This window comes from Parabacteroides sp. Y3-G-102 (genome assembly GCF_023656845.1).
Lineage (GTDB): Bacteria > Bacteroidota > Bacteroidia > Bacteroidales > Tannerellaceae > Parabacteroides > Parabacteroides distasonis.
The window spans coordinates 34,305-53,810 of record NZ_JAMOKU010000019.1 but is presented as its reverse complement, the minus strand read 5'-3'; the positions used below and the strand labels follow the sequence as shown (position 1 = coordinate 53,810).

20 protein-coding genes and 2 pseudogenes are annotated in these 19,506 nt (G+C 36.7%); 14 read left to right on the top strand and 8 right to left on the bottom strand.

Translation table 11 applies throughout. The features are described 5' to 3' along the window. Window positions 1–64 precede the first annotated feature (64 nt). Together NBH16_RS11370 and NBH16_RS11365 are read right to left on the bottom strand one after the other, a co-directional pair. Entirely contained in the window at window positions 65–358 is a 294-nt protein-coding gene (locus NBH16_RS11370) for a DUF3876 domain-containing protein (protein ID WP_009135650.1), read from the bottom strand. After that, window positions 345–659: a helix-turn-helix domain-containing protein gene (locus NBH16_RS11365; protein WP_250788549.1), complete on the bottom strand. Its 315-nt coding sequence runs from the start codon at window positions 657–659 to the stop codon at window positions 345–347. Before NBH16_RS11365 ends, NBH16_RS11370 begins: the two co-directional genes overlap by 14 nt. Window positions 660–884: 225 nt before the next feature. Between NBH16_RS11365 and NBH16_RS11360 the strand changes: the two genes are divergently transcribed. The 14 genes and pseudogenes from NBH16_RS11360 to NBH16_RS23420 all read left to right on the top strand — a co-directional run. Further along, the gene (locus NBH16_RS11360) at window positions 885–1,499 is read left to right on the top strand and encodes a TetR/AcrR family transcriptional regulator (protein WP_118034451.1); all 615 of its coding nucleotides are present in this window, start codon (window positions 885–887) and stop codon (window positions 1,497–1,499) included. Next, on the top strand, window positions 1,489–2,445 hold the full coding sequence (locus tag NBH16_RS11355; RefSeq protein ID WP_250788548.1) for an Acg family FMN-binding oxidoreductase: 957 nt from the start codon (window positions 1,489–1,491) through the stop codon (window positions 2,443–2,445). The genes NBH16_RS11360 and NBH16_RS11355 overlap by 11 nt, the downstream gene beginning before the upstream one ends. Before the next feature lie 66 nt (window positions 2,446–2,511). After that, window positions 2,512–3,234: a T9SS type B sorting domain-containing protein gene (locus tag NBH16_RS11350; protein WP_250788547.1), complete on the top strand. Its 723-nt coding sequence runs from the start codon at window positions 2,512–2,514 to the stop codon at window positions 3,232–3,234. Further along, entirely contained in the window at window positions 3,231–3,755 is a 525-nt protein-coding gene (locus tag NBH16_RS11345) for a hypothetical protein (RefSeq protein WP_118034146.1), read from the top strand. The genes NBH16_RS11350 and NBH16_RS11345 overlap by 4 nt, the downstream gene beginning before the upstream one ends. Window positions 3,756–3,837: 82 nt before the next feature. Continuing rightward, window positions 3,838–4,065, top strand: coding sequence for a hypothetical protein (locus NBH16_RS11340; RefSeq protein ID WP_118034153.1), 228 nt, complete (start codon window positions 3,838–3,840; stop codon window positions 4,063–4,065). Between the two features lie 19 nt (window positions 4,066–4,084). Next, on the top strand, window positions 4,085–4,465 hold the full coding sequence (locus tag NBH16_RS11335; protein ID WP_118034145.1) for a hypothetical protein: 381 nt from the start codon (window positions 4,085–4,087) through the stop codon (window positions 4,463–4,465). 155 nt (window positions 4,466–4,620) lie between these two features. Continuing rightward, window positions 4,621–4,953 (top strand): helix-turn-helix domain-containing protein, encoded by a 333-nt coding sequence (locus tag NBH16_RS11330; RefSeq protein ID WP_118034144.1) that lies wholly within the window; start codon window positions 4,621–4,623, stop codon window positions 4,951–4,953. A 284-nt stretch (window positions 4,954–5,237) separates the two neighbouring features. After that, window positions 5,238–5,819: a BfmA/BtgA family mobilization protein gene (locus NBH16_RS11325; RefSeq protein ID WP_250788545.1), complete on the top strand. Its 582-nt coding sequence runs from the start codon at window positions 5,238–5,240 to the stop codon at window positions 5,817–5,819. A gap of 4 nt (window positions 5,820–5,823) precedes the next feature. After that, a complete protein-coding gene (locus NBH16_RS11320; RefSeq protein WP_250788544.1) occupies window positions 5,824–6,792 on the top strand; it encodes a DUF5712 family protein in 969 nt (322 codons plus the stop codon). Window positions 6,793–6,936: 144 nt separating this feature from the next. Further along, window positions 6,937–8,148 (top strand): DNA cytosine methyltransferase, encoded by a 1,212-nt coding sequence (locus NBH16_RS11315; protein WP_250788542.1) that lies wholly within the window; start codon window positions 6,937–6,939, stop codon window positions 8,146–8,148. A 3-nt stretch (window positions 8,149–8,151) separates the two neighbouring features. After that, the gene (locus NBH16_RS11310) at window positions 8,152–10,722 is read left to right on the top strand and encodes an ATP-binding protein (protein ID WP_008779433.1); all 2,571 of its coding nucleotides are present in this window, start codon (window positions 8,152–8,154) and stop codon (window positions 10,720–10,722) included. Between the two features lie 5 nt (window positions 10,723–10,727). After that, window positions 10,728–11,402 carry a DNA-binding transcriptional response regulator gene (locus tag NBH16_RS11305; protein ID WP_250788540.1) on the top strand — a complete coding sequence of 225 codons (675 nt, stop codon included), beginning with the start codon at window positions 10,728–10,730 and terminating at the stop codon, window positions 11,400–11,402. Window positions 11,403–11,406: 4 nt separating this feature from the next. Then, window positions 11,407–12,051: a hypothetical protein gene (locus NBH16_RS11300; protein ID WP_008779435.1), complete on the top strand. Its 645-nt coding sequence runs from the start codon at window positions 11,407–11,409 to the stop codon at window positions 12,049–12,051. Between the two features lie 641 nt (window positions 12,052–12,692). Continuing rightward, window positions 12,693–12,907, top strand: a pseudogene (locus tag NBH16_RS23420) (site-specific integrase); the annotation flags it as partial. Between the two features lie 152 nt (window positions 12,908–13,059). Here NBH16_RS23420 and NBH16_RS11295 read toward each other — a convergent pair. From NBH16_RS11295 to NBH16_RS11270, 6 genes and pseudogenes are all read right to left on the bottom strand, one after another. After that, a pseudogene (locus NBH16_RS11295) lies at window positions 13,060–13,500 on the bottom strand (ATP-binding protein). 331 nt (window positions 13,501–13,831) lie between these two features. Then, complete coding sequence (locus NBH16_RS11290; protein WP_057327956.1) at window positions 13,832–15,178, bottom strand: aspartate kinase; 1,347 nt, start codon at window positions 15,176–15,178, stop codon at window positions 13,832–13,834. Window positions 15,179–15,206: 28 nt separating this feature from the next. Continuing rightward, complete coding sequence (locus NBH16_RS11285; RefSeq protein ID WP_250788538.1) at window positions 15,207–16,925, bottom strand: ATP-binding protein; 1,719 nt, start codon at window positions 16,923–16,925, stop codon at window positions 15,207–15,209. 10 nt (window positions 16,926–16,935) lie between these two features. Continuing rightward, window positions 16,936–18,057, bottom strand: a complete 1,122-nt coding sequence (locus NBH16_RS11280) for a sensor protein KdpD (RefSeq protein WP_005868607.1) — start codon at window positions 18,055–18,057, stop codon at window positions 16,936–16,938. Between the two features lie 13 nt (window positions 18,058–18,070). After that, window positions 18,071–18,841 carry a hypothetical protein gene (locus NBH16_RS11275; protein ID WP_005868608.1) on the bottom strand — a complete coding sequence of 257 codons (771 nt, stop codon included), beginning with the start codon at window positions 18,839–18,841 and terminating at the stop codon, window positions 18,071–18,073. A gap of 32 nt (window positions 18,842–18,873) precedes the next feature. Continuing rightward, window positions 18,874–19,455 carry a K(+)-transporting ATPase subunit C gene (locus NBH16_RS11270; protein WP_146376117.1) on the bottom strand — a complete coding sequence of 194 codons (582 nt, stop codon included), beginning with the start codon at window positions 19,453–19,455 and terminating at the stop codon, window positions 18,874–18,876. Window positions 19,456–19,506 lie beyond the last annotated feature (51 nt).

Sequence of the window (19,506 nt, the reverse complement as noted above, 5' to 3'; positions counted from 1 at the left end):
ATTGAAATATTGATTTCAAGATTGCCAGATAGCTAATCAGTTATATGATTAGCTGGTTGATAAGTTAGTTACGCAGATAATCACCTAATGATGAAATGCTAAGTACATCTTTTATCCGGTCATAATCTATATAGAGCCGCTTGGATGCAGTGGCAATAAAATACTGGCTACCATCTTTCTGTATCTCATACGTAGCAGGAGAAGCCTGTTTGGTGGTTTCCGATACATATATAATAGAAAGGAGATGTTTTTTGTCATTCCGGTAAATGATAACCGTAGGATTCAGATTAACGCTTTCCCATGTGCCGACAATGGGAAACAGGTTGAAGGACGGATAATCTTCTTTAGTTCTTTTCATAAGGCGTGGTTTGTTTGGGTGATTGATTCAGTGTTTCACTGTCTGCAATAATTCTTTCAATATCAGCAGATTTATAATAAATCTTACTGCCTATTTGAAAATAAGCCAATCTTCCGCTACTCCGATAATATTGCAGCGTTCGCTTGCTAAAGCCTAACAACAGGCACACTTCCTGACTGTCCAGCCAGTTTTCTACTTTCTGTGTATGAGTGCTGCACAAACTTTCTATCTGTTTGGCAAACTCCGTGAACCGTTCGCAGACATACGAAAATGTTCTTCTTTCGATGGTTACTACTTCCATACTTTTTCAAATTTAAATGGTTTATAAAACGTGTTGATTCTATTTTCATCGGCAAATGAAAGAAGAATCAAGAGCCGTTTTAAAAACTGTCTATGGATGGCATAGTAAGTTCAGCATTGGCTTGATAGTAAAAAACTTTCTACCACTGCAAATTTACCAAGCAGATTATTTGTATGTTTCCGATAAGTAACATATATTTGTTCCCAAATAGTAACAATATATAAAATGGCAGGAAAAAGCACAACAGGCGAAAGAGATCGGGAAGCTACTGAAAAACGGTTGCTGGATACTATCGGTAAAATGATTGCCGAAGATGGCTTCGAGAAAATCGGCATTAACGCTATAGCTACCCAATCAGGTGTTTCAAAGATATTGATATACCGCTATTTTGGTTCGGTAGAGGGACTTATGGCTGCTTACATACGGCAACATGATTTTTGGCTCAATTTCCCACTTGAATATCCCAGCCGTAAAGAACTACCTGCATTCGTGAAAGGTATGTTTCAAGGACAGATTGAGCAATTAAGGAATAATCCTACTTTAAAAAGGCTTTATCGCTGGGAACTATCTTGCAATAATGATATGATCGTAAAGCTAAGAGAGCAGCGGGAGAAAGTTGGAATAGACCTTATTAAAAAAGTGAGTGAACTAACAGGACATCCGCAAAAGGAGATAGCGGTAATGGCTTCCCTCTTGACTGCATCTATTACTTATCTGGTGATGCTGGAAGATTTCTGTCCGGTATATAACGGCATCCCCCTAAATGAAAACTCCGGTTGGGAACAAATAAACGAAGGAATTGAGGTCTTTATCAATAAGATATTTCAAAATGAACACTGATTTCATACAAATACCCAGCTATGCTTCTAAGGCTCCTTCGGGACATAACACGCAACCTTGGAAATTTCACATTGCTGATAATACAATTACGGTTATTCCAAACTTCGAGGTTGCATTACCTGTCGTTGATAGAAATAACCGGGAGTTATTCATTAGTTTAGGTTGTGCAGTCGAAAACCTATCTATTGCGGCTAACCATTTCGGCTATACAACTCAAATAGTTGAATATAGCATCAAAGGAATCATTCTTGAATTAACAAAGAATGACCTCATGGTTGAAAATTCTCTATTCCATCAAATAGAAAAACGGCAAACAAACCGTAGTGTCTATAATGGTAATAAAGTATCGAATGAAATGCTGCAACAGCTTCAATCCATTCAAAAAGAAGATGCTGTTCAATTCTACTTTGCCGAAATAGGTACACCATTTGCCGACACAATAATCAAATACATACTGAAAGGGAATGAAATTCAAATGAATGATGCTGCTTTTAAAAATGAATTACTTTCGTGGATGAGATTTAATAAGAAACAGGTTACAGAGACACAAAACGGATTAAGTTATCTCGTTTTCGGAAACCCGCCATTGCCCGAAATATTTGCACGCCCCATAGTTCGCTTATTCCTAAAATCCAATATGCAAAATAAATCGGATAGGAAGAAAATCGGTTCTTCCTCACATTTCGTTATATATACCACGCAGAATAATACCATTGAAGAATGGCTTAATTTAGGGAGAAGCCTTCAACGCTTTTTATTAAAAACTAGTGAAATAGGAATTTCTTACGCTTTCCTGAACCAACCATGTGAAGTTACCACATTGTCGATTGCTCTACGAAAAGAGTTACCTATTAATAAGGAATATCCTACCTTGATATTGAGAATAGGTTATGCCAATCCAGTGCCCTATTCTCCTCGTAAGAATATTGAAACATTATTAAGATAATCTTTTTTTGCTTGCAATGTTCCCGATAAGTAACAAATGATATAATAACAATTTAATAAAACTAACATGAAGAAAATGGGATTGACATTCATTTATTTATGGCTCATTAGCCTTTGTTCCTGCCAAAAGGAACTAATTGAGTATGAGAAAGGAGATGTAAAAATCTGCATAGAGCAGGGTGAACAATGGCTGCATGATTTTCCTTTGTTTTTGGGTATTAATAAAAAGAATCCACCGCAAATTGCTATTTGGTTGGAAGATACACAAGGGAATTATCTTTCAACGGTTTATGTAACTCATAAAATCGCCACTCAATCTTTGCAAGCATCGGGAGGAAACCGACGAAAAGAAGCTCTACCTCATTGGTGTTATTCACGTGGAGTTAAATACGATGATGGACTTTATTTGCCAACAAAGAAAGAGCCATTAATAGATGGCATATCAGGAGCGACCCCACACGAAAGCTTTGATATTAAACTAAATCCGGCAACAGCATTAAAGAAGTTCGTAGTAAAAATAGAAATAAATCATTCCACTGATTTCAATGAAGCCTTCCCTAAATCAGCCAAAGATGGAGAAGCCAACTATTCAGGAGGTAAAGAAGGAAGCGGACAACCTGCAATCGTATACGCTGCCAATGTAGATTTATCGTCAGGTGAAAAATCATTTGAAGCAAATCTGATGGGGCATAGCAGCCCTGACGGTAGTTCCGGAGAAGTCAATAAAGATACATCGGAGCTGACAACTGCTTTACATATTGTGAAACGTATAACTGTAATTATTCAATGAAAAAGATTATTCTACTTATTATAGTTTGTTGCGCTACTGCTATTGCAACAGCGCAACAAACAGAACGCTTCACTTTTGCTACAAGTGTAGGAACAGGGATTGACATGAACGAGCCGGCAACCACTCCGTTTGCGTGGCAAGCTCTTGGCTATTATGCTATCAACAAACGGCTATCGGTCGGTATCGGGACAGGATTATCTATTTATGAGAAAACTCTGATTCCGCTATTTGCCGATGCAAAATTGTTAATCATAAAGCCTAGAAAATTCACTCCTTATATAGAATGTGGCGTTGGATATAGTTTTGCACCGGATAAAAATGCTAATGGAGGTTTTTATTTGAATCCGTCTGTTGGGGTAGAATATTCAATTTGTAAAAGTAAGAAGTTATTCTTGACTTTAGGATATGAATCCCAGAAACTTGGACGGCTGAAAACGCAAAAACAATCATTGTTTACAGCTGAGTTTGCAGAGAAGTTAAGCCATCATGCTATTTCAATAAAGATTGGATTCATGTTTTAAAGACATAAAGAAATCATTCAGCAACATGTAACAGACTTTGGTCTGATTATTAATACTCATTAATTATTAAACACTCATGCCTATGAATGATTTATCAAAAACGAGGATTATCATCTTATTGACTGATTCCTCACAAAAAGTAACTGACACAGAAATGCAAGACGCTTATGACGAATTTATCAGGTGCATAGCAACAATTGGCAGTTCAAAAGATAACTCCAATATCTTTCGGATGCTGAATCTCACTCGTATTGAGATAGCACCCTTAAAAGAGCTATATCAGTACGGGCAGGGGGAAAAATGCGCTTAAAAATTCTTATCTGCACAAAGTGCTGGCTATTATCAATGTAGAATTGGAACTATTAAGTCTAAAAATTAAGCATCCTGAATCATTTGATTCTCCCACCTCACCAACATTCGAATCAGATCTATATGTAATCCCTAAGTCAAAGGACTTGGGGATTATTGGTATTGCTGAAATAGTAATAGGATTATCCTTTTTAGGCGAAGTAGTCGGAAAAGACGGAAAGCCCGTCCCATTAGTTCGTTTAGCTCACGGTTTTGAAGTCCTTTTCAATTTAAGATTTGGAAGTATATACGATAAACTGGATGCTATTTTTATGCGTAAACCATTCAATCTGACCAAAACATTAGATGCCTTAAAGAATGCAATTAACAAAGAAGCCCGTAAACGAGCTAACAAACATTAGACAAAATGTTTTTATATTCCACTCATTTATAACTATTTGAATTTTATTTTCAGGGGAGTAGGTAACTACTCCTCTTTTTCTGATTCTCCATTCTACCGATTTTTGCATCATCAATCGATTGACATTCATGATGTATCACTAAAAAATGAAGCAAAATGTATATAGACAACGAAAACTTTGAGAAATGGATGGAGAGGCTATCCAAGAAACTTACTGAAATAGGGAAAGACTTAAAATCCCTAATCAATACTGATAAAGTATTAGATGATAATGAAAAGATACTCGATAATCAGGATTTAGCCTTTCTTCTGAAAGTATCTTTCCGAACTCTTCAACGTTATAGGGTAAGCGGTCAACTACCTTTCTTCACCATCGGAAAGAAAACTTATTATCGTGCTGGTGATATTCGGTCTTTCGTTCGTGAACGTGCCGATTTCCAAACCTACAAACAGTTTGAAAAAGCCAATCAATTAGAGAATCAGCCTTGAAAGCAAAAGGTAGCAAGAGAAAGAAGTCTGTGTTTAGGCTATTTCTCTGTGCTACCACCCCGATTTAGCAGAAACTGCTTCACCTATCGGTTCAGCCCGTTTCGCTAAATCGAGCAAGAGGGAACTGGACAAGTCCTGTTCTTCCCTCTTGCCCTGCGGGGCAAAGCCTTCGGCTTTAGCGTGTTACAAGAACACGCTGTAATGATACCTGTAATAAGCATTTTCTTTGCAATGCTTATTATCAGGTATTTATCTATTCATATTTCTATAAAAAAGTAATTACCATGCCAAACAGCAGTCGAAAAACGATATTCACTACCATTTCCATAGACAAGGAAACGGCAGCTTTGGTAGAGAAGATATGCAAACGCTATTCACTGAAAAAGAGTGAAGTTGTAAAGTTGGCGTTCGGGTATATAGATAAGGCACATATCAACCCATCCGAAGCACCTGAATCCGTAAAATCGGAACTGGCGAAAATAAATAAGAGACAGGATGATATTATTCGCTTCATTCGTCACTATGAGGAAGAACAACTGAACATGATACGGGTAACAAATTCTATTGCTTTGCGTTTCGATACTATCGGCAAAACTTTGGAAACTCTTATACTCTCTCAATTGGAAACCAGTCAGGAGAGACAAACAGCCGTGCTGAAAAAGTTAAGCGAACAGTTCGGCAATCATGCCAATGTGATAAACAGTCAGTCCAAACAGATTAACGCACTTTACCAGATACACCAACAGGATTATAAAAAGTTGCTCCACCTGATACAACTCTATTCGGAACTTTCTGCTTGTGGGGTGATGGATAGCAAAAGAAAAGATAACCTAAAAACAGAGATTACAAACCTAATAAATACATAGGCTTATGCATATAGACTTTGCTCCACCATCGAACGGAACATATAATAATTCCGGAAGTAGCCGACAGCGAGCCAATTACATGGAACATGAAGATTTGGAACGCATGGAAAAAGATATCTTTACCGAAGGCTTTTTCAATTTGACAGATGATAACATCTATAAATCAAAAGTAATAAAAGATATAGATAGTAATATCGGGCAATTCCTAAAAACGGATGCTAAATTTTACGCTATCCATGTCAGCCCATCAGAAAATGAGCTTCGAGCAATGGGAAACACGGAACAGGAGAAAGCCGAAGCCATGAAACGGTATATTCGTGAGGTGTTTATTCCTGAATATGCTAAGAACTTCAATAAAGAGCTATCCGCTTCGGATATAAAGTTTTACGGGAAGATTCATTTTGACCGTAGCCGTTCTGATAACAAACTGAATATGCACTGTCATTTGATAGTGAGCCGGAAAGATCAAGCCAATAAAAAGAAACTTTCACCGCTAACTAACCACAGAAATACCACGAACGGAGTAATAAAAGGTGGCTTTGAGCGAGTAAACCTATTCCGACGAGTTGAACAAGGATTTGATAAACTGTTTGGTTACAATCGAGAACTAACAGAATCATTTGATTATTACAAAGGGATGAAAAACAGTCCTTTAACAGAACAACTTAAACAGCAAGAATATGAGATTCAATCCAATACAAGAAAAGCAGAAATCTTTCAAGATAATAAACTAGATTTCTTGTTTACTTTCAATCTTGAAAACAAGGAAAGAAATAATCAAACGTTCAATACAGAGGAGCCTGTTATCACTAAACAAAAAAGTTGTATATCTGTCAGTCCATCTTCCAATATAGAGAATAGTTTTATATCAGGATCACTTCTATCTTTTGTTACATCAGGAAAGACTCCTCTTAATCATGAAGAACAAATACCCAAATCTAAGAAGAAAAAGAGAAAGCATCGTAGATTGTAAATCTTACCAAAATAGTTAACAATAGTTAATCAAAAACATTAAGATACTAACATATTCTACAGAAATAAAGTTTATTAGAGGAGCTTGATTTAATTTGCCAAATTAGAATATTTGATTAATTTTGCATTTTAGAAAATAATTTGTATGATGCCTGAATTACGGACAAAAAAATATATAGACCTATTCGCAGGATGTGGTGGACTTTCATTAGGACTACATCTTTCTGGCTGGAAAGGGCTTTTTGCTATTGAAAAAAGCCCTTTCGCTTTTGAAACTCTAAAATATAACTTAATTGACAATAAAAAACATTTTGATTGGCCAAGTTGGTTAGAATGTAAGGAACATGATATATACGATGTCTTAAAAAGTCATCAAGAGCAATTAAAATCTTTAAGAGGCACTATAGATTTAGTTGCAGGAGGACCTCCTTGTCAAGGATTTTCAATGGCTGGAAAAAGAATAGAGGAAGATATTAGAAATAAATTAGTTTATTCATATATAGAGTTTATAGAATTAGTTAGGCCTCGGTTAATTCTCTTTGAAAATGTAAAAGGATTTACATATGCTTTTAGAAAAAAAACAGATAAAGATAAATCTATTCCATATTCTCAAATTGTAATTGAAAAGCTTCAAGATTTAGGTTATAATGTGAAAGCTGAAGTTTTTGACTTTTCTTGTTATGGTATTCCTCAAAAAAGAAAGAGATTTATTTTAATAGGTTCTCTAAATAATAATGCTTCAGAATTCATTGATAAAATCAAAGAAAAAAAAGAAGTTTTTCTTAGAAGCAAAGGACTGAATCAAATAACAACAGTAGCAGATGCTATTTCTGATTTATTACAAAGTAATGGTGTCATGCCATGCCCTGACAGAAAAGGCTTTAGTGCTGGTATATATTCTAAAACCAAATCCAAATTTCAAGAAGTCATGCGCAAAGAATGTGAGAAAGACAGAATAATACCAGATAGCCATAGCTTTGCCAATCACAACAAAGACACTGTAATTCTCTTTAAAACTTTGCTGGAAGAATATCCACAAAGAAACAAGAGAATCGAAAATAAAGAAAGAGAACATTGGAATATAAAGAAAAGGGGAATTACAATTCTTGACATGAATGGAATAAGCCCAACATTAACAACTCATCCGGATGATTATATACATTATGCTGAACCTCGTATCTTGACTGTAAGAGAATATGCTAGATTACAAACGTTTCCTGATTGGTATGAAATTAAAAAGAAATACACAACAGGTGGAAAATTACGGAAGATAGAAGTTCCTAGATATACCCAAATAGGAAATGCAATCCCTCCACTTTTTGGAGAGTTAGCAGGTATTGTATTAAAAGAAATGTAGCTTATGGATAAGAAATTAGAGTTTAAAATTAGTTCAGGGCTTAAGGATATTATTGGTAAAGATTTGATTACTGATGATTATGTCGCCATCTTTGAACTTGTTAAAAATTCATATGACGCACATGCAAAAAAAGTAGTTATTACATTTGAAACAAATTCAATAAGAATTGTTGACAATGGGAAAGGGATGTCCTTTAATGATCTTCAGGACAAATGGTTGTTTGTTGCTTATTCTGCAAAAAGAGATGGTTCAGAGGATGCCGATATTATCAAAAATGATTCTTATAGAGATAAAATAAAAAATAAAAGATATTATGCAGGAGCTAAAGGAATCGGACGATTTTCTTGTGATAGGCTAGGGAAAAGGCTAATATTAACAACAAAAACTAGTGATTCTGAGACATGTGAACAGATAAATGTTAATTGGTCAAAATTCGAAGAAGATCAACATAACGAATTTGTAAATATTAATGTTGATTATTCACAAATACCATATAATCTTGAAGTATTTCCTGATAAATCTACTCATGGAACTATTCTTGATATCAAGCCGTTAAATTCTACATGGGATAGGGAAAAATTGAAGGGGCTTAAGCATTCATTAGAAAAGTTAATTAATCCATTCTCCAATACTGATGATTTTTCAATAGAAATAATATGTGAAAGAGAATTCGAAGAGGATAGGTCTGTTGACAAATTCGATAACCCCAAATATATTGATCGGGATAGGATTAATGGAGTAATTAAAAATTCTATTTTAGATATTCTCAATTTGAAAACGACTCAAATTGACGTACAAATAACAAAGGATGAAATTTTAACAACCGTAATTGATAGAGGTGATAATATATACAAAATTCGAGAAATAAATAGAAAGTACCCTCTACTAGATGATGTCAAAATTAGTTTATTCTATTTAAATAGGACAGCCAAAGTTAATTTTACACGCCGTATGGGAATAGAACCAGTTAATTATGGTTCCATTTTCCTTTTTAAAAACGGATTTAGAGTTTATCCGTTTGGGAATAAGGGGGATGATAGTTGGGGATTAGATTATAGGGCACAACAAGGACATAGTCGTTTTTTAGGAACTAGAGATTTATTTGGTAAAGTTGAAATAAATACGAATAATAATTTTCAATTCAAAGAAGTTTCAAGTAGAGATGGAGGCTTAGTAGAAACTAAGGGATCATATCAATTATTAAAATCATTCGAAAAAGCACATAGGCGTTTGGAACGATATGTTTCAGGAGTACTTTGGGGAGAACGTTTTAAAAGAGAAAAATATTTTGAGAATGATGAAATAGCACAAGAGCACCGAGATTATTTACTGACAAATGATAAAGAAACAGAAGATATATCAATAGTAAAGAATAGTATTGGTAGCAAAATAGATTTTGTTCAAATTGTTAAAAGTTTAGTAAAAGACAAAGATATTGAAGTACTATATTACAACAAAGATCTTACTGATATAATATCAAACCGGCTAAACGAATTGAAGCCTAAATTTCTACAAGATTTAGAGGAAATAGCAGAGAAGACTAATGATGAGAACTTAAAAGTAAAAGTAGTAGAAGCAGAAAGTAAAATCTACGAATTACAAAAAGCAAAGGAAGAAGCAGAACGAAAATTGGAAGAGCAAATAAAAAAACGTGAAGAAGCAGAAGCTAAAGCACAAAATGCAGAAAAAGCAAGAATAGCTGAGGAGGAACGACGAAAAAAAGAAGAAGCCTTAAAAAAAGAAGCACAATTACAAGCTAAGGAAGCTGAATTACAACGAAAAGAAGCCGAATTAAAGAAAATAGAAGCTGAACAAAAAGCTAAAGAAGAAACAGAACGTCGGGCAAAAGCTGAAATAGAGCAACAGAAAGCAGAACAAGAACGTGATGTTGAAAAAAAGAAAAATAAATATTTGTCTGCAACTCGAAATATCACACCTGAGGTTGAGGATATTATTCATACGATAAAAATATCATCGACGGAATTAGAAAGTTCTTCTAAAAGTATTATGAGTTTAATACAATCTATACCTGATAACGATAAGATATTGCATGAATTAGGATATATTAAATTTCATATTGAACGCATTAATAAGCTTAGTAGTCTACTGACGAAAGCTGATATTAATTCTCTAAAAGAACACACGAAGGTAGATATACCCAATTACATAAAGGAATATTTGCCAAATTACTCTGTCTCTATTGATAATATACAATTTAATCAAGACTTCAAAGAATCTTTTATTAGGAAAATTTCCTTGTTAGATCTATCTGTAATACTCGATAATTTAATTAGTAATTCTAAAAAAGCAGGAGCAAAAAAGATATATGTGGACTTTAAAAAAGAGAATGGAAAATTATTTGTTGATTTTTCAGACAATGGCTGTGGAGTTGAAGAAGCTTTATATAGAGATAATTCATTATTTGAAATTGGCATTACCAATAGAAATGGAGGATCTGGCATAGGCTTAAATACTATCAAAGAGACTCTACAAAAAGAGCTTCATGGAGATATAGAATTCATAGGTAACAACAAGCATTTTAATACAGGAGCTACATTTAGGTTAATATTCTAATAGTTATGGAACAAGTTTGTTTGATAGTTGATGATAAAGATCAACAACATACATTTAAAGCACAGATTCAGGATATTTTAAAAAAAGAGGGGCATAATGTTGAAATTATATTCATAAATACCACAAGCCCTGAGCTTTTAAATGAAGAGCAGAACATAGATAAAGATAAACTCAAAGCTTGTATTAAAAGTAAAATAGAAGGAAAACATATTGATGTAGTGGCTTCTGACTTTGATTTAAGTGATGATGTTGTAAATGGATTAGATGTTATTGAAATCATCCGTAGTATACGTGAAAAAGTACCTATAATATTGTATTCTGGCAATTTAGAAAAAGCAATCAAAAGCGTTATGGGTGATCCTGCTTCAAAAGATCTACCAACTCTCATAAATGATGTAAAAAAACTGATGCTTCATCATATATCTGAATTTATTGATAGGACTGGATATGCAGCTTCTGTCATCAAAGTGCTTAAGAATAAGGATACCTCTACTAAGCAAATTTTATTAAAAAAATTGCGGGAGTATCCTGATTTAAAATTATCATCAGCCTATCCTATATTTAGTGGAAAAAAACTGAGTCAAATCCCTGATGAAATTGAAAAATCGACCTATCAAGGACAAGAATTTCAACAAGAATTAATTGAACAAACAATTGCGTATATAATAGAAATAAGTTAGGATTATGAAAATATTATGTTTATACCCAATGGACGAAACGACTCTATTTCTTAATCCTATATTTGATTTTCTATCTAACATGGATTCATTCAAAGGAATACGCTTTGAGTCAAATGAGAAAGATGTTGAATTAGCCATAGATGCAATTAAAACTTGCGATGAAGATACTATTATAATATTTCTAGGACATGGTGCAAGTCATTGCTTATATAAAGGTGATAATACGCCATTTATTGGAAATGAGAAGATTCATTTGCTTGCTAATAAACGGATTTTTTTATTAGCATGTAGGTCTGCTGAATTCATTGATAGTAACAAAAATATAGAGTTCAAAAGTTCTATCGGGTTTGGTAATATGCTAACAGATTGGTCAGAAGTTCTCGTAGAAAGAGATGCTGATGCTAATGCATATCCTGATATTAGTATTGAAGTTATCGAATTGTATAGAAGTAAGCTTGTTAATTCTATACAATGTGCATGGTCTAGAACAATAACTTCACAAAAAGATTTCGAATATCTATATTTACAAATAAAACTTTTTATAAATAAAGAAATTACTGAACTCTTAACTAAAAAGAATATACCTAACTATATAGCATTAGCAAATTTACTATATGAAACTAAGACGGAAATGAGTTTACAACATTAAGTTTGTATTCCTTTTTCATCAAAGAAAAGGAGTAATTTATTAACTATATTTCTATTTCAGATTTGTATTAGAATTAATATTAACTATCTTTGCCCTCAGTATTCTCCATGAGCAAACTACCGCAAAAGCACGTAGCAAATTAGCGGGATAATTCATGGGATATGCTTGAAGCTAAAATATAAAGTTTTAAAGATCAGCATGGTGACTCCTTCAGGAGAATCATATACGATATATAAACAATGAGATCTTTAAATAAAGAATCGTTCTTATAGCGAGCAAAACGATAAAACATAATCGTGTGCTAAATCATGTGGATTTCCAAATGGAAGAAACTATAAAACGGTGATAATCAACAGAGAGAAGCTAAAAGTTCTCTTGCTGGTGGCACCACTTTTTAAGAAGGCAAAACGATGTAAATCCCTAACTTTCAAAGAAGTTTAGGGATTTTTCATTTTCAAGAATAGGTAAAATAAGTGGGACTAAAGTAAACTATACATCCTTATTCGGGGGATAGTTTTAGAAAGCCTAAAATGTTACACAGCACAAGTGCTACTTCGTTTTTTTACAGCACATTGATCTATTTTACATAACCGGGTTCTCGGTTCGATTTCCTAACTTTGTATCATTAAAAATTGAGCTGTATGGAAAGAGAAATATTCAGCGTGTTGTTCTTCATTAAGCGTAGTAAAACGTTAAAAACGGGAAAGTACCTCTGCGTGTGAAATTCTATCAGATTTACCAAGACTTGGAATTGGAGGAAAAGATTGTCTCCGCACGTGCCATAGTAAACCGCTATCAGGGAAAGGACGAAACTTTCAAAACATTATATAATGTGTTCAAGGAGTATAACGACAACTTGGAAACTCGAATGAAACAGATCCCCAATATCCAACTTAAATTGACCCCCGATTTATTTTTCCTAAAATACAAAAAAACATCATATAATCAACTCATTAGCTTTCGATTTGTGCTGGGTTTGTAATTTTTATTTACTGCCAATATAGTCATTCATTTCTTCCCGCAAATTTTGCGTAAGGACTCTCCGTGCAGCTCAATTCTTGCGGCTTGGTGAGTTATTCTGTACATGACTGCGCCGGCTATTGTCTCCTTGCCGATGACATCATACTTGTCTTTGACCGGCAATTGTGATGCAATCAGTGTTGATTTCTTACCATATCGGTCTTCGATGATGTCCATCAGATGCATTCTGCTTCCGTTGTCCAACGGTTGCAAGCCGAAATCATCCTGTATAAGCATATCCGTCCTTTCTATCTTTTTCAGCTCCTACAGGATGCTACCTTTTACCTTGGTGGCCTTCAACTGCCCTAAAAGTCTGGAAGTATTGGCATACAGTACTTTCAATCCTTTCTGGCAGACTCTGTATCCCAAGGCTGTGGCAATGTAGCTCTTTCCTGTACCGGAGCTTCCCATGACAAACAAGTCGCACACCTCCTTGACAAATCTTGTTCATGCTGATTGATTTATTGGGAATACTATCTGTTTTGTCTATTTAATAGATTAATGTAGAATTATGAACTGATTCTGTAACTCTTTTAATGTTTTTTGGGTGGGGCAATTTAAATTGGATTTTGGGGAACTCTTTAGATAGGACAATGGGGGGACAGTTTATACCAAATTTTCCACCTGTCAATACACTGAAGAATTTTCATTGTTTATTACCGAAAAATAGAAGCAGTCTCTACAAAAAAAGACTGCTTCTGCTTCATTTCTAAAACAAATCAAAAAACAAATATGCTCAACTATTAATCTTAATTTTCTTTTAAGAAACGGATGATAACACAGGTTTGTCTGATACGGAAAACAAGTGTTCACTAAGCGCCTTCAAAGCATGCACTTTATCTTCCGCTTTCATCACCAACGATACATTACTACTACTTCCGCCGTATGAAATCATCCGTACGGGAATATCTTTCAATGCATTGATGATACGTGCCTCAAAACCGACATTTTGCCATTCTAGGTCACCAACAACACAAACAATCACCATATTCTTTTCGACTGTAATCGTTGCGTATTTCCGTAATACACCCACAATTTCGTCTATATGCTTGTCATCATCAATCGTTACGGAAACCCCGATATCGGAAGTGGTCACCATGTCCACCGGCGTATTGTAATTATAGAACGTATCAAACACGATGCTCAGAAAATGAGGTGTCGGTATCGTATGGAGCGACTTGATCTTGACATACGTGATGTTGTCTTTGGCGGCAACAGCTTTGATCGCACCCTTTTCCGCCGTATTCGAGATCAATGTACCCGACGCATTTGGCTGCAATGCGTTCAAGAGGCGTACCGGTATGTTCTTTTCCTTGGCTGGCAGGATGCAAGTCGGATGTAGTATCTTGGCACCGAAATGTGCCAACTTAGCGGCTTCGTCGAAGTTCAACTGCCTAACAGGAGCGGTGTCATTGACAAACCGTGGATCGTTGTTGTGCATCCCGTCAATATCCGTCCATATCTGTATCTCTTCTGCTTGGATAGCCGCTCCAATTAGAGAGGCGGTGTAATCGCTTCCTCCTCTTTCCAAGTTGTCAATGCTGCCGTAAGCATTCCGGCAGATGAAACCTTGCGTAATATATATTTCTGCCTCTTTGTTTTGCTCCAAAAGTGTATTTAGGTGTTTAGCGATATATTCCATGTCCGGTTCATTGTCCATTGTAATTCGCATGAAGTTCAACGCAGGCAATAAAACTACCTTCACTCCTTGTTCTTCCAGATAGCAGGTCATCAGAAAGGTTGATATTAGCTCACCCTGCGCCAAGATTTCCTTTTCATCGAACATGCTGAAAGGCATATTAGAGAAAGACCAGACATGTTGAGACCGTTCAAGCATGTATTGCATGGCCCTTTCTTTGTAGGTATCGCTTTGGTATAATTCTTCTATATGATTGACATAAGCTTGTTCCAAAGCAGAAAGGATCGCATTGGCTTTTCCCGGATCTTTCTTATGGAAACACTCAGATATCTCCACTAAAGAGTTTGTTGTCCCTGCCATGGCAGAGAGTACTACTATTTTCTGTTCTTGATCGCAAATGATTGATGCGACATTCTTGATCCGCTGGGCAGAACCGACTGAAGTACCACCAAATTTTAATACTTTCATTAGACTATCTGATTTTTGATTTTACTTTTTATACATTGAATCTGATCACGAACGTGCTACCTTTACCGACTTCGCTTTCGATACGGATCGTACCACCATGAGCTTCCACAAAGTCCTTGCTGATGGCAAGTCCCAAACCGCTACCTTGTACTTTTGTTCCCGGCACACGGAAATAGTGGTCGAAAATACTTTCGTGGTAACGCGAGTCAATGCCCTTTCCAAAGTCCTTGACATAGATCTCGACGGCTTTGTCGATCTGTCGTGCACCGATGATAATCCGTCCGTTCTCCGACGAATAACGGATGGCGTTCGATAACAGGTTGGTCACAACCCAAGCAATTTTCTCGCTGTCGACAAACAATTTGGTGATCTTTTCAGGATACTCCACTTCGATCTGACAGTTAAAACGCTCGGCCTGTACCCGGTTCGCCTTGATGGCATAGTCGATCAGTTCGATCGGTTTGGTAATCTTCGGATTCAGGTAGAGCTTACCGCTTTCTACCTGTGACATCTTCAACAATTCGCCAGTGATCTCCAACAAACGGTTGCTATTTTCCTTTATGTTCTTGGAAAGGCTCTCCTGTTCTGTATTCAGTTTTCCGATCCGATTATCTTCCAGCAGTTCCAAGCTCATCATGATAGCCGATATCGGTGTCTTCAGTTCATGAGAGATCGTTGAAATAAAGGTTGTCTTTGCGATATCTTTTTCTTTAAATTCGGTCACGTTCTTCAACAGGATCACATCCCCGACATACTTACCCTCCAGTCCAGTCTGCCTGTTAACGTTGATCGGGATGTATTTTACTTGAAAATAGCTTTCCTTGTTGTCCGCATAGATTTTCAACGGATCCTTATTGTCATCGGGATGTACCAACTGGCGGATCAAACGGCGCAGCAGATCATTTTTTAACGCCACTTCGGGAGCCGGTTTGTCGATAATGTTTTCCCGTGTCAAATTCAAAACAGTCAAAGCCTCGTCATTGACAAACAAAATCTTCCGTTCCTTACTCAAGCCTATGATAGGTTCTGCAATGCTGTTGATAATTGTTTCTATATATTTTTTCCCTTGCAGGATATCTTCCAGCGAACTGTTCCTGTATTCGCCCAAGCGCTCGGCCATCTCGTTGAACAACGTGGCTATTTCCTTAAACTCCGGTTCATTGCCCAAATTGAGCCGTTTGCTGTAATTGGCATTGGTGATTTCCTTGATGCCATCCGTCAATTTCCGGATCTGTACGCTGACCGAGCGTGGCAGGCGAGCCAGAAAGAGGAAGGCGATCACGATACAAGCAATCCCTACCGTCCAGATCCAAAAGAGAGACCTTTCCGCCGTGTGGACAGCCACTTCATTCTTCTCATAAATGGCAGACATATTGACTGCCATAATGGTATAAATCGTCTGGCGTATCTGCCGAATCGATTCATCATCCATGTCATCCAACGCCTTTTCACAGTTCGAACTTAATCGGTTAGTCAGTATGTCTTCATCCTTCTCTGTCAGATTTTTTTTCTGAGCTTCCAAGCCGGCCTCAAACTCTTTTCGGGCATTCGGATTTTCCCGAATGGCATCCAGTGACTCGAGCATCTGACGGGAATAAAGGAGTGAATTATAATTATCCGCTAGGATATTCTGCGTGTCATCCGATACATTATGAATGTTTTTTATAGCCAATCCACCTAATAAAGTGATCAGGACAAATAAAAGTCCTATCCCATAAGTCAACTTTGTTTTTATATTCATATTCATGGAAGGATTTTTATGCTAATATTATTAAATCAATGCCTAATTGAGCCAACTCTTCTAACATGTTCCGATAGTGAACCATCGCAAGGATAGCGGAAGGATATTTTAAAGCTGGTCGTCCGATACATAGCGTACTGATTTGCTTTTCTTTACAAACCTGTACGATCGCATCCGTTATATGTGGGGATTGCACTTGAATGATTTCTCCTCCAAGTTCCGTTGCCAACTTGAAATGGTTAAGCAAATGCCTTTGACTTGCCAACGGAATCCTGTCGGAACTTTCTCTTGGGGTTTGTACATACAGTACAAAAAACTTGGAATTATATCGGGTTGCCAACCGTGCGACTTTCCGTATGATCTTACGGGGAGTTTTCTCATTACTGCTGATGCAGGCCATAAACCTTTCGTGGCGTACACCGAGATTCTCTGGAATGGTATTCTCCACTTTTTTTTCTACCCGCAAAGCTACCTCTTTCAATGCCAACTCCCTAAGCTGAAGAATATGTTCAGCCTTAAAGAAATTATTTAATGCTGTTTGTATCTTATCGGGTTTGTATATTTTTCCGGCTTTTAACCGAGCCAGCAATTCGTCAGCGGTAAGGTCTATGTTGACCACTTCATCAGCCTGCTCCAGTACGATATCAGGAATACGTTCCTTGACCTCAATGCCAACCACGTCCTGCACCATCTCGTTAAGTCCTTCTATATGCTGAATATTGACCGCCGTGATCACACTGATACCGGCATCCAGTATATCCATGACATCCTGCCAACGCTTTTCGTTCTTACTGCCTTCGACATTGGTATGAGCCAATTCGTCAACGATGACAACTTCAGGATGGATACTGAGAATCGACTGCAAGTCCATCTCTTCGATCTCTTTTCCTTTATAAAATATCTTGCGGCGGGGGATGATAGGCAATCCTTCCACCAATGCCTCCGTCTCGACTCGCCCATGTGTTTCTATATAACCGATCTTGACATCGATACCGCTTTCCAGTAATTGGTGGGCATCTGATAGCATCCGATACGATTTACCTACACCGGCAATCATGCCGATGTAGATTTTAAAATTGCCACGACGAGACTTTTTCAACAAATCTAAAAAATGTTGTACACTTTGTTCTCGGTCCATGCGTATTATTATATCAAGGTCTTAAAGAAATTCCCAAGACAAGATGGGCATCCTCCATACGAGGGTTCCAAATTGCCTGTGTAAAAATAGGTAATGAGAAAGAATCCGTGATTTTGATATCTTTCGTTGCTTTCAATGCAACATTCGTTACTGCAAATCCACTATTTACATCACCTCCATACGTAGTTATTCCCGCATCATACGGAAGAACACCACAAGTTGCATTCAGATCGACGCCCTTCACTGTGAATGGAAAATTCAACTCCACATAAGAAGAATAGTTTTGGTTTCCATTTTCATCTTTGTCTTGACCGGCAAACATGAAATTCCAAGTGATAGACAAAGGTAACTTCTCAATAGGCAAAGTGTAAGCCAAACCTGCTTCAAAATGGTGATCTGTTTCATGGCTTTTGAAGTTAAAATAACGGCAAGAGCCTTGCCCTGCCCACCATAAGCTAGCGACAGACAATGTAGGACCAGCTGATCCGAATGTATACGCTGCCGTTAAATCTATCTCTTTAGCAGCAGGCATAGATGTAGAGTTTGCTCCCTGAAAATCGGTAGATCCCCAGGCTGTCAAAGAGAAATTACCTACCCCCAGTGATAGTGTCGGCTGGAAGCTAGCACCAGTTTGGTAGAAACCACGCCAAATATAGGAACTTACCAAATCTCCCTGTACAGAAAAACTTACTTTACCATCCTCTTCCTGTGCATTAGCCAACGTAGAAGATGCCATTGAGAATACAACTGCCAAGGCTGCTACTTTTTTTACGAATGATTTCATAACCTAAATCTAATTGACTTATTAAAAATTTGTTATTTGTTATTTGATGCTTGATCAAGCGCAACATTTAATTTCAATACATTTACTTTCTCCGTTCCGAACATACCCAATAACGGTTTCTCAACATGAGAATTGACGATACCCATTACCTTTTCTTCCGACCATCCACGAGCGTCCGCTACACGTTTGGCCTGTGCATAAGCCGCTTTCGGTGAGATATGGGGATCCAAACCGGAACTGCTGGCCGTGATGATTTCAGCCGGAACTTTTTCACGGGTTAGGTAAGAATGATGAACCAAGAATGTATCAATACGTTCTTCCAACAAGGCTAAATGTTCTTCATTGGAAGGTCCCTTGTTACTACCTGCCGAACTGGATGCATCATAACCGTCACCGGCATGGGAAGGACGTCCCCAGAAATAAATATCTTGCGTGAAATTCTGACCAATATTAGCGGCCCCCACTACTTTTCCATTCAATGTAACCAGTTCGGCATTACCCTTATTCGGTCCTGCCACTTGGGCAAACAACCACAAAACGAAAATGTAGAAAACACTGAAGAACAAACAAAATGCAATTGTCAGTCTTAATGATTTAAAAAGATTTGATATCATAATGAATTATTGTTTTATTTTCTTAACCTTCCTCCTATCTTCATACAAAGG